9 protein-coding genes are annotated in these 11,289 nt (G+C 69.1%); 6 read left to right on the forward strand and 3 right to left on the reverse strand.

The genetic code is table 11. The features are described 5' to 3' along the window. Together PARN5_RS0120400 and PARN5_RS0120405 are read left to right on the forward strand one after the other, a co-directional pair. Complete coding sequence (locus tag PARN5_RS0120400) at positions 1-993, forward strand: branched-chain amino acid ABC transporter permease (RefSeq protein WP_018001626.1); 993 nt, start codon at positions 1-3, stop codon at positions 991-993. Between the two features lie 37 nt (positions 994-1,030). Beyond that, entirely contained in the window at positions 1,031-2,629 is a 1,599-nt protein-coding gene (locus tag PARN5_RS0120405) for a GMC family oxidoreductase N-terminal domain-containing protein (RefSeq protein ID WP_018001627.1), read from the forward strand. Positions 2,630-2,768: 139 nt separating this feature from the next. On the opposite strand, the gene PARN5_RS0120410 is transcribed toward PARN5_RS0120405, so the two are convergent. The 3 genes from PARN5_RS0120410 to PARN5_RS0120420 form a co-directional block, all read right to left on the reverse strand. Further along, complete coding sequence (locus tag PARN5_RS0120410; protein ID WP_018001628.1) at positions 2,769-4,052, reverse strand: solute carrier family 23 protein; 1,284 nt, start codon at positions 4,050-4,052, stop codon at positions 2,769-2,771. Between the two features lie 78 nt (positions 4,053-4,130). Continuing rightward, positions 4,131-5,597: an APC family permease gene (locus PARN5_RS0120415; protein ID WP_026155611.1), complete on the reverse strand. Its 1,467-nt coding sequence runs from the start codon at positions 5,595-5,597 to the stop codon at positions 4,131-4,133. A 76-nt stretch (positions 5,598-5,673) separates the two neighbouring features. Further along, positions 5,674-6,156: an Lrp/AsnC family transcriptional regulator gene (locus PARN5_RS0120420; RefSeq protein ID WP_018001630.1), complete on the reverse strand. Its 483-nt coding sequence runs from the start codon at positions 6,154-6,156 to the stop codon at positions 5,674-5,676. Positions 6,157-6,318: 162 nt separating this feature from the next. On the opposite strand from PARN5_RS0120420, the gene PARN5_RS0120425 reads away from it, so the two are divergent. From PARN5_RS0120425 to lpdA, 4 genes are read left to right on the forward strand one after another with little or no spacing between them, the layout of a single operon-like run. Next, a complete protein-coding gene (locus PARN5_RS0120425) occupies positions 6,319-7,563 on the forward strand; it encodes a 3-methyl-2-oxobutanoate dehydrogenase (2-methylpropanoyl-transferring) subunit alpha (RefSeq protein WP_018001631.1) in 1,245 nt (414 codons plus the stop codon). Position 7,564: 1 nt separating this feature from the next. Continuing rightward, entirely contained in the window at positions 7,565-8,581 is a 1,017-nt protein-coding gene (locus PARN5_RS0120430; RefSeq protein ID WP_026155612.1) for an alpha-ketoacid dehydrogenase subunit beta, read from the forward strand. Position 8,582: 1 nt separating this feature from the next. Further along, the gene (locus PARN5_RS0120435) at positions 8,583-9,875 is read left to right on the forward strand and encodes a dihydrolipoamide acetyltransferase family protein (protein ID WP_026155613.1); all 1,293 of its coding nucleotides are present in this window, start codon (positions 8,583-8,585) and stop codon (positions 9,873-9,875) included. Between the two features lie 3 nt (positions 9,876-9,878). Next, complete coding sequence (gene lpdA / locus PARN5_RS0120440) at positions 9,879-11,267, forward strand: dihydrolipoyl dehydrogenase (RefSeq protein ID WP_018001634.1); 1,389 nt, start codon at positions 9,879-9,881, stop codon at positions 11,265-11,267. Positions 11,268-11,289 lie beyond the last annotated feature (22 nt).

Below are 11,289 nucleotides of genomic sequence, written 5' to 3' on the forward strand. Positions count from 1 at the left end.
ATGGCCGGCAACCCCGTCCCGACCGAGACCGTCGCCGCCCATCCGCAGGCCGGCCGCATCCAGCTGGCGCTGGTCGGCGTCGCGCTGGTGGCGCTGCTGATCGTGCCGCATGTGCTTTATCCGATCTTCCTGATGAAGCTCCTGTGCTTTGCGCTCTTCGCCTCGGCCTTCAACCTGCTCTTGGGCTATACCGGGCTTCTATCCTTCGGCCATGCCGCCTTCTTCGGCGGGGCGGCCTATTTCACCGCCCATGCGGTGAAGGAATGGGGCTGGCCACCCGAGGCGGGCATCCTGCTGGGCGTCGCCGGCGCCGCGCTTCTGGGGCTGGTGATGGGCGCCATCGCCATCCGCCGCCAGGGCATCTATTTCGCCATGATCACCCTGGCGCTGGCGCAGATGTTCTTCTTCTTCTGCCTGCAGGCCCGCTTCACCCATGGCGAGGACGGCATCCAGTCCGTGCCGCGCGGGCATCTCTTCGGGGTGATCGACCTGAGCCAGACCATGAGCATGTATTACTTCGTGCTGGCGGTCTTCGTGATCGGGCTCCTGGTGATCTGGCGCTTCGTGAACTCGCCCTTCGGCATGATCCTGAAGTCGATCCGGGAAAACGAGCAGCGCGCGATCTCGCTGGGCTATTCGGTGGCGCGCTACAAGCTGGGCGCCTTCGTGATGTCGGCGGCGCTGGCCGGGCTTGCCGGCGGCGTCAAGGCGCTGGTCTTCCAGTTCGCCACCCTGACCGACGTGGCCTGGCAGATGTCGGGCGAAGTCATCCTGATGACGCTCCTGGGCGGCATCGGCACGCTCTTCGGCCCCATCGTCGGCGCCGGGCTGGTGGTCAGCCTGCAGAACTACCTCGCCACCTCCGACTTCCCCGTCACCATCATCACCGGCGTCGTCTTCATGATCTGCGTGCTCTTGTTCCGCCGCGGCCTGGTCGGCGAGTTCTTCGCATCCAGAATCGGCCGGAAAATGGGGTTCAGGGCGCAATCCTGACCCCAGCGGCCCCCAGGGGCCGCAGAAGGAGCCTGACATGGAAAGCTACGATTACATCGTCATCGGCGCGGGCAGCGCCGGATGCGTGCTCGCCAACCGCCTCAGCGCCGACCCCGGCGCCCGGGTGCTGCTGCTCGAGGCCGGGGGCCGCGACAACTACCACTGGATCCATATCCCGGTCGGCTATCTCTACTGCATCGGCAACCCGCGCACCGACTGGGGCTTTCGCACCGCCGCCGAGCCGGGGCTGAACGGCCGTTCGCTGATCTATCCGCGCGGCCGGGTGCTGGGCGGCTGTTCCTCGATCAACGGCATGATCTACATGCGCGGCCAGGCGGCGGATTACGACCATTGGCGCCAGCTGGGCTGCACCGGCTGGGGCTGGGACGACGTGCTGCCGCTGTTCCGCGCGCAAGAGGATTTCTATCGCGGCGCCGACGACATGCACGGCGCCGGCGGCGAGCTGCGGGTCGAAACCGCCCGCGTCCGCTGGGCCGTTCTGGATGCGTTCATGGATGCGGCGGAACAGGCCGGCATCCCGCGCACCGCAGATTTCAACCGCGGCGACAACGAGGGCGGCGGCTATTTCGACGTCACCCAGCGCCGCGGCTGGCGCTGGAGCGCGGCCAAGGCCTTCCTGCGCCCGGTCGCCCATCGCCCGAACCTGCGCATCCTGACCGGCGCCGAGGTCGAACGGCTGGTGATCGAGGCGGGCGAGGTCCGGGGCGTGCTCTACCACCACCAGGGCCAGCGCATCGAGGCGCGGGCCACGCGCGAAACCGTGCTGGCGGCCGGCGCCATCGGCTCGGTGCAGATCCTCGAACATTCCGGCGTCGGGCGCGGCGACGTGCTGCAAGCCGCCGGCATCGCGCCGCAGGTCGAGGTCGGCGCCCTGGGCGAGAACCTGCAGGACCACCTGCAACTGCGCATGGTCTACAAGGTCTCGGGCGTGCCGACGCTGAACGAAAAGGCCTCGCGCCTGATGGGCAAGGCGGCGATCGGGCTGGAATACGCACTGAAACGCTCGGGGCCGATGTCGATGGCGCCCAGCCAGCTGGGCATCTTCACCCGCTCGGGGCCGGACAAGGCGACGGCGGATCTGGAATACCACGTCCAGCCGGTCAGCCTGGACAAGTTCGGCGACCCGCTGCACCCCTTCCCGGCCATGACCGCCAGCGTCTGCAACCTGCGGCCGGAAAGCCGCGGCTCGGTCCATGTCACCGGCCCGGATTTCCGCGCCCATCCGGCGATCCGGCCGAATTACCTGGCGACGCCCGCCGACCGCGCGGTCGCGGCCCGCGCGATCCGCCTGACTCGCAAGATCGCCGCGCAGCCGGCCTTCAATCGCTTCAATCCCGAGGAATATCTGCCCGGCATCGCCTTCCAGACCGAGGAGGATCTGGTCAAGGCCGCCGGTGCCATCGGCACCACCATCTTCCATCCGGTCGGCACCTGCCGCATGGGCGCCGACGATGCGGCGCCGGTCGATGCGCGGCTGCGCTTCCGGGCATTGGGGCGGCTGCGGGTGGCGGATGCCTCGGTCATGCCGACCATCACCAGCGGCAACACCAATGCGCCGGTGATGATGATCGCCGAAAAGGCCGCGCGGATGATGCGCGAGGACGCGCGGGGCTGAGCCGGGACACGCGCGAGCGCCGGGACGCCGCCGCGCCGTTCGGCCCCGAGGGGGGCGCTGCCCCCCTCGCGCTTTCCGGGCCCCTCGATGGGGCCCGGAAAGCGGCCCCCGGGGTATTTCCGAAACAGTGAAGGGCCGGTCACTCGGCCGGACGGCGCCGCAGTCCCAGCAGCTGGTAGAGCAGCAGCGCCGCGGCGGTCGAGGTGCCGATGCCGCCAAGCGCGAAGCCGCCGAAGTTCACCGTGAAATCGCCGCCGCCGAAGATCAGCGCCACGCCGACGGTGAAGAGGTTCCTCGGGTCCGAGAAATCCACCCGGTTGTCGACCCAGATCCGCGCCATGGCCGAGGCGATCAGGCCAAAGACCGACACGGCAAGCCCCGCCAGGACCGGCGCCGGGATGGTCTGCAGGATGGCGCCGAACTTGGGCGACAGGCCCAGCAGGATGGCGATCAGTGCCGCCAGCGGAAAGATCAGCGTCGAATAGACCCTGGTCATCGCCATGACGCCGATGTTCTCGGCATAGGTGGTGACGCCGGTGCCGCCGCCCATGCCCGCCAGCATGGTGGCGAGCCCGTCGCCCAAAAAGCCCCGGCCGATATAACGGTCCATGTTCTGCCCGGTGATCGACCCCAGGGCCTTGATATGGCCCAGGTTCTCGGCCACCAGCACCACGGCGACCGGGGCGATCAGCCCGATGGCGCCCCAGTCGAAGCGCGGCGCGGTGAACTGCGGCACACCGAACCAGGGCGCGGCACCCACCGCGGCGAAGTCGATGCCCGGCACCAGTCCCAGCCCGTTGCCACAGACCAGCACCATGAGATAGCCGAAGACCAGCGCCACCAGCACCGCGACCCGGCGCAGCGCCCGCCCGCCATAGACCGAGACCAGTGCCATGCACAGCACCGTCGCCAGCGCGATGCCCAGATGCGCGAAGCTGCCGGCCAGCTGCTTGACCGCGACCGGCGCCAGGTTCAGCCCGATCGCCATGCCGATGGCGCCGGTGACGGCGGGCGGCATCAGCGTCTCGACCCAGGCAGCGCCGATGGCCATGACCAGGAGCCCGATCAGCGCATAGATCGCGCCCGCCGCGATGATGCCGCCAAGCGCCACGGCCACATTCGGGTTCGGCCCGCCGCCGGCAAAGCCGGTCGCCGCCATGATGACGGCGATGAAGGCGAAGGAGCTGCCGAGATAGCTTGGCACCCGCCCGCCGGTGATGACGAAGAACAGCAGCGTGCCGATGCCGGAAAAGAACACCGCCACATTCGGGTCGAAGCCCATGATCAGCGGCGCCAGGATGGTCGAGCCGGACATGGCCAGCAGGTGTTGCAGGCTCATCGGCAGGGCCGCGGCCAGCGGCAGTTTCTCGTCCGGCAGGACGGTGGCGCCGGTCGCGCGGCGCCATTGCGGGAAATAGCCCATCTCGTCTCTCGGGGTCAGGGTTGCGTCGCCCCCCTCATGCGCGGCTTTGCCGGAAAACGCCAGAGCCGCGCCGCCGCTTCAGTTCCGGGTGGAATCGCCGTGGTGCTCGGCCAGGTCCTCGACATGGCTCATGTCGCCGGGGACGTGGTGGCGCGTGCTGCGGTTCCAGACATAGGTCGCCGCCCACAGCACCACGCCGATGCCCAGAAGCCAGCCCGCGACCTTGTACTGGTCCATCTGCGCCGCGCTGCGCGCCCAGGGCCCGGCCAGGAAGGCGCAGGTCGCGGCGCCGATCCAGGGCAGGGCGCGCGGTGCACGAAAATGGTCGTGCCCGACCTGCTGCCGCCGCAGGACCAGCAGCGCGATATTGACCACGGTAAAGACGCAGAGCAGCAGCAGCGCCGTGGTCCCGCCCAGAAGGCTGACCGCCGGCAGGTCCGAGCGCGTGACCACGAACCAGATCAGCCCAAAGGCCAGGGCCGTGGTGAAGATGATCGCGACCCAGGGTGTCCGGCGCTGGCGGTGCACCAGCCCCAGCGCATGCGGCAGCACGCCCTGCCGCGCCAGCCCGTAAAGCAGCCGGCTCGCCATCAGCATGTTGATCAGCGCCGAGTTCGCCACCGCGAACATGCCGATGAAGGGAAAGATCTTGTCGAAGGGGAAATTCGGCGCCCCCGCCCGCACCACCTGGGTCAGGGCCGAGCCCTTGTCCGGGTCCGACAGGTTTCCGACCGGCACCAGCGCCACGGCGCAGATCGCCACCAGCACATAGATCACCCCGGTGATGGCAAGCCCGGTCAGCATGATGCGCGGAAAAATCCGCACCGGGTCCTTGACCTCTTCGGCCATGTTCACCGAATCCTCGAAGCCGACCATGGCGAAGAACGCCAGCGCCGTCGCCGCGGTCAGCGACAGGAACCAGCCCTTATCCGCCGAGGACTGGAAGATCATCACCTCGGTGAAATCCGCCCGGCCCTGCGCCATGGCGTAGAAGCCGATGAAGATCACCATCAAAAGGCCCGACAGCTCGACGCAGGTCAGCACCACATTGGCCTTGACGCTTTCGCCGACGCCGCGGAAGTTGATCGCCGCGACCAGCGCCATGAACCCCAGCGCCAGCACCAGAATGCCCGCGCTGCCCTTCTGGAAGCCCAGGCCGAAGCCGTCGTTCAGAAAGCCCGCGAAGGCGTTCGAGGCCGTCGAGGCCGAGGTGATCCCCGAGCACATGACGGTGAAGGCCACTAGGAAGGTCAGGAAATGGATGCCGAAGGCGCGATGCGTGTAAAGCGCCGCGCCAGCGGCCTGCGGATAGCGCGTCACCAGCTCCAGATAGGACATGGCGGTGATGGTCGCGACGGCGAAGGCCACCAGGAAGGGCGCCCAGGCGGCGCCCCCCACCTCGCCCGCGACGGTGCCGGTCAGGGCATAGACCCCGGTCCCCAGGATGTCGCCCACGATGAACAGCAACAACAGCTTCGGGCCCATGACCCGCTTCAATTCGGTCTGGTGCGGCGATGCTGCCGCGGAACTCGCACCTGCGCTCATTATCGTCTCCCCGAAACGTGTTTTGACTATGAGCGTCAGGGTGAGCCGGTTGCGGCCACAGGGCAAGCGCCGCGTGCTATTCGGGCACGGGAATGCCGGTTTCCTTCAGGCAGCGCAGCGCGAAACAGGACCGCGAGTTGCGGATGCCGGGGATGCGGAACAGCCGCTTGCGCAGGAAATCCTCGTAGCCGCGCGTGCCGTTCACCGCGACCTTCAGGATATAGTCGTATTCGCCCGAGACCAGCCAGACCTCGATCACCTCGGACAGCTCGACGATCTGGCGGCCGAAGTTTTCCAGCACATGCTCGTCGTGGCGGTCCAGCACCACCTCGACCAGCACGGTTTCGGGCACGCGCAGCCGCTCGCGGTCCAGGATGGCGGCATAGCCCTTGATATAGCCCTCGGATTCCAGCCGCCGCGTGCGCTGCCAGCAGGGGCTGGGCGACAGCCCGACCCGCTCGGCCAGCTGGGTGTTCGACAGCCGGCCATCGCGGCTCAGCTCGCGCAGGATTCGGCGGTCGATGGCATCCAGGTCAAGCTCGGCAGAAACGTCTGTCATTTGCACCAATCGCAGAATTTCCTTTTCAACTATCGCCTATAGGGAAAAAATTGGAAAGGAAATTTTTGAATCCTCGGGCTATCCTGTTCCCCTAGGGGCCAGGGAGGGGCAAATGCGGCAGAAAGAATCCACCAGCGCAACCCACGCGGGAAAGGGCCGGCCATGAGCGACGACAGCCTGCCCCCGCTCAGCCTGACCGTGCCGGAGCCCGAGGTGCGCCCCGGCGGCCAGCCCGATTTCTCGCATGTCGCGATCCCGCGCGCCGGCACCGTGCGTCGCCCGGAGGTGGACGCCGATCCCGAATCGATCCGCGACCTGGCCTTCACCATCATCCGCGTGCTGAACCGCGAGGCCGAGGCCGTCGGCCCCTGGGCCGAGGCGCTGGAGCTGACGCCCGAGGATCTGCTTGCCGGCCTGCGTCACATGATGATGCTGCGCATCTATGACGCGCGGATGCTGAACGCGCAGCGCCAGCAGAAGACCAGCTTCTACATGCAGCATCTGGGCGAGGAAGCCATTTCCTGCGGCTTCCAGCGCGCCTTGGCGCCGGGCGACATGAACTTCCCGACCTATCGCCAGGCGGGTCTGTTGATCGCGGCGGGCTATCCGCTGAGTTCCATGATGAACCAGGTGTTCTCCAACGCCGAGGATCCGATGCGCGGCCGCCAGCTGCCGGTCTGCTATTCCTCGCGCGAGCATGGTTTCTTCACCATCTCGGGCAATTTGGCGACGCAATATATCCAGGCGGTGGGCTGGGCCATGGCCTCGGCGATCTCGGGCGACCGCAAGATCTCGGCGGCCTGGATCGGCGACGGCTCGACGGCGGAAAGCGACTTTCACGCCGCCCTGGTCTTCGCCTCGACCTACAAGGCGCCGGTGGTGCTGAACGTGGTCAACAACCAGTGGGCGATCTCGACCTTCCAGGGCATCGCGCGCGGCGGTTCGGGCACCTTCGCGGCGCGCGGCCTGGGCTTCGGCATCCCCTCGCTGCGGGTGGACGGCAACGACTACCTGGCGGTGATGGCGGTGGCGAAATGGGCGGCGGAACGCGCCCGGCGCAACCTCGGCCCGACGATGATCGAATATGTCACCTATCGCGCCGGCGGGCATTCGACCTCGGACGATCCTTCTGCCTATCGCCCGGCCGAGGAAAGCAACGCCTGGCCGCTGGGCGACCCGATCCTGCGGCTGAAGAACCACCTGATCCGGCTGGGCGCCTGGTCCGAGGAACGCCACGCCCAGGCCGAGGCCGAGATCCTGGCCGAGATCAGCGCCGCGCAGAAGAAGGCCGAGGCGATCGGCACGCTGCACCAGGGCCAGCACCCCAGCAAGGCCGATATGTTCGAGGACGTCTATGCCGAAATGCCGCCGCATCTTCTGAAGCAACGTCACGAGGCGGGGTTCTGACATGGCACGCATGACGATGATCGAGGCCATCCGCGACGCGCTGGACGTGGCCATGGGCGCCGACCCGACCGTGGTGGTGTTCGGCGAGGACGTGGGCTATTTCGGCGGCGTCTTCCGCTGCACCGCCGGATTGCAGGCGAAATACGGCAAGACCCGCTGCTTCGACACGCCGATCAACGAATCCGGCATCGTCGGCGCCGGCATCGGCATGGCCGCCTATGGGCTGAAGCCGGTGGTCGAGATCCAGTTCGCCGACTACGTCTATCCCGCCTATGACCAGATCGTGTCCGAGGCGGCGCGGCTGCGCTATCGCTCGGCCGGGCAGTTCACCTGCCCGATGGTGGTGCGGATGCCGACCGGCGGCGGCATCTTCGGCGGCCAGACCCACAGCCAGAGCCCCGAGGCGCTGTTCACCCATGTCACCGGCCTCAAGACCGTGGTGCCCTCGAACCCGCAGGACGCCAAGGGGCTGCTGATGTCGGCCATCGCGGATCCCGACCCGGTGATCTTCCTGGAACCGAAGCGGCTCTACAACGGCCCCTTCGACGGCCATCACGACCGCCCGGTCACCGCCTGGAAGACGCACGAACTGGGCGAGGTGCCCGAGGGGCATTACACCGTGCCGCTGGGCAAGGCCGTCGTGCGCCGTCCGGGCCAGGCCGCGACGATCCTGACCTATGGCACCATGGTGCATGTCGCGCTGGCGGCAGCGGCCGAGTCGGGCGTCGATGCCGAGGTGATCGACCTGCGCACCCTCTTGCCCTTGGACATGGAGACCATCGTGGCCTCGGTCAACAAGACCGGCCGCTGCCTGGTGCTGCACGAGGCGACGCTGACCTCGGGTTTCGGCGCCGAGCTGGCGGCCCTGGTGCAGGCGGAATGCTTCTGGCATCTCGAGGCGCCGATCCGGCGGGTGGCGGGTTGGGACACGCCCTATCCGCATACGCATGAATGGAGCTATTTCCCCGGCCCCGCACGGGTGGCCGAGGCGCTGCGTCAACTGGTCGAGGTGGCCTGACATGGGTATCCACGCAATCCGCATGCCCGACATCGGCGAAGGCATCGCCGAGGCCGAGATCGCCGAATGGCTGGTCAAGCCCGGCGATGTCCTGCGCGAGGACGACCCGATGGTCGCGGTCATGACCGACAAGGCGACGGTGGAAATCCCCTCGCCCGTCACCGGCACCGTGGTCTGGCAGGCCGGCGCGCCGGGCGACGTGATCGCCGTCGGCGCCGAGCTGATCCGGCTGGAGGTGGACGGCCCCGGCAATGTCGCGGGCGACGCCCCGGCCGAAACATCGCGCCAGGCCGAGACCGCGCCCGAAGCCGAACCCGAACCCGCGCCGCAACCGGCCGAGGCCCAGCCCGAAGCCGAACCGGAACCCGAGCCGCCGCCCGCCAAGCCCGCGCCCCGCGCCACCACCACCACCGCCGCGCCGCTGCGCGCCGAGGGCGAAAAGCCCATCGCCTCGCCCTCGGTCCGGGCGCGGGCGCGCGAGGCGGGCGTGGACCTGCGCCTGGTGCGCGGCTCGGGACCGGCGGGCCGCATCGGGCACGAGGATCTCGACGCCTTCATCGCCTCGGGCGGCTTGCCCGCGCCCTCGGGCCCGCAGCCCGACACCTCGGTCGAGGAGATCCGCGTTATCGGCCTGCGCCGCAAGATCGCCGAGCGCATGGAGGCTGCCAACCGCGTCCCCCAGATCACCATCGTCGAAGAGGTGGACGCCACGGCGCTGGAAGACCTGCGCGCCCGCATGAACGCCCATGGCAAGGGCCCCAAGCTGACGCCGCTGGCCTTCATCGCCCGCAGCGTCACCCGCGCCGTGCATGAACAGCCGATCCTGAACGCGCATTACGACGCCGAGGCCGGGCTGATCCGCCGCTTCGGCGCCGTGCATCTGGGCATCGCCGCGCAGACGCCCTCGGGCCTGATGGTCCCGGTCGTGCGCCATGCCGAGGCGCTGGACCTGCGCTCCACCGCCGCGGAAATCGCCCGCATCGGCAATGCCGCCAAGGACGGCACGGCGAAACGCGACGAGCTGACCGGCTCGACCATCACCATCACCTCGCTGGGCCCCCTGGGCGCCATCGCCTCGACCCCGATCCTGAACGTGCCCGAGGTCGCCATCGTCGGCGTCAACCGCCTGGCGGTGCGGCCATTCTGGAACGGCGCCGCCTTCGAGCCGCGCAAGATGATGAACCTGTCCTGCAGCTTCGACCACCGCGTCGTCGACGGCTGGGACGCCGCGACCTTCGTGGCGCGGCTGAAAGAGCTGCTGGAGACCCCGGCGCTGATCTTCGTGGAGGGCTGAGCGATGCGCGAGATCCAATGCAGGCTGCTGGTCATCGGCGCCGGCCCCGGCGGCTATGTCTGCGCCATCCGTGCCGGGCAGTTGGGCGTCGATACCGTCATCGTCGATGCCGAGCCGCCGGGCGGCACCTGCCTCAACGTCGGCTGCATCCCCTCGAAGGCGCTGATCCACGCGGCCGAGGAGTTTCACCGCATCGCGGCGCTGTCCTCGACGGCCGCGATGGGCATTTCGGCCGGCCCGCCGACCCTCGACCTGGCCGCCACCATGGCCTGGAAGGACGGCATCGTCAGCCGCCTGACCGGCGGCGTGGCGACGCTGCTGCGCAAGGCCAAGGTGCGGCTGGTGACGGGCACGGCGACCATCCGCGACGGCAAGACCGTCGAGGTGGCGACCCCCGAAGGCCCGGTCCGCATCCGCGCCGAGGTGCTGGTCATCGCCACCGGCTCGGAACCGATCGAGATCCCGTCCCTGCCCTTCGGCGGCAAGGTGATCTCCTCGACCGGGGCGCTGGCCCTGACCGAGGTGCCGGAACGGCTCGCCGTGGTCGGCGGCGGCTATATCGGGCTGGAGCTCGGCATCGCCTTCGCCAAGCTCGGCGCCGCGGTCACCGTGGTCGAGGCCGGGCCGCGCATCCTGCCGCAATATGACGCCGAACTGACCGGGCCGGTCGCGCAGCGCCTGACCCGGCTTGGCATCCGCGTGCTGACCGGCGCCCGCGCCGGCGGCCTCTCGGACAGCGGCGCCCTGCGCGTCGCAGGCAGCGACGGGGCCGAGGAGATCGCCGCCGACAAGGTGCTGGTCACGGTCGGCCGCCGCCCCCGCGCCACCGGCGCCGGCATCGACGGGCTGCGCCTGGCCATGGCCGGCCCGTTCCTGAAGATCGACGAGCGCTGCCGCACCTCGATGACCGGCGTGCTGGCCATCGGCGACGTGACGGGCGAGCCGATGCTGGCGCATCGCGCCATGACCCAGGGCGAGATGGTCGCGGAACTGGTCGCGGGCCAGCCCCGCGCCTGGGACAAGCGCGCGATCCCGGCGGTCTGCTTCACCGACCCGGAAATCGTCAGCGTGGGCCTTTCCCCGGACGAGCTGCGCAGCCAGGGCCATGAGCCGCTGATCGGCCTCTTTCCCTTCGCCGCCAACGGCCGGGCGATGACGGCGGATGACGAAACCGGCTTCATCCGCGTCACCGCGCGGCCCGACACGCATGAGGTGCTGGGCATCCAGGCGGTCGGCGCCGGCGTCGCGGAACTGGCCGGCGGCTTCGCGCTGGCGCTGGAGATGGGCGCGCGGCTCGAAGACATCGCCGGCACCATCCACGCCCACCCGACCCGGGGCGAGGCGCTGCACGAGGCCTGCCTGCGCGCGCTTGGCCACGCGCTGCACATCTGAAGGGCGGCGCGCCCGGAACCGG

This window comes from Paracoccus sp. N5 (assembly GCF_000371965.1).
Classification (GTDB): Bacteria; Pseudomonadota; Alphaproteobacteria; order Rhodobacterales; family Rhodobacteraceae; genus Paracoccus.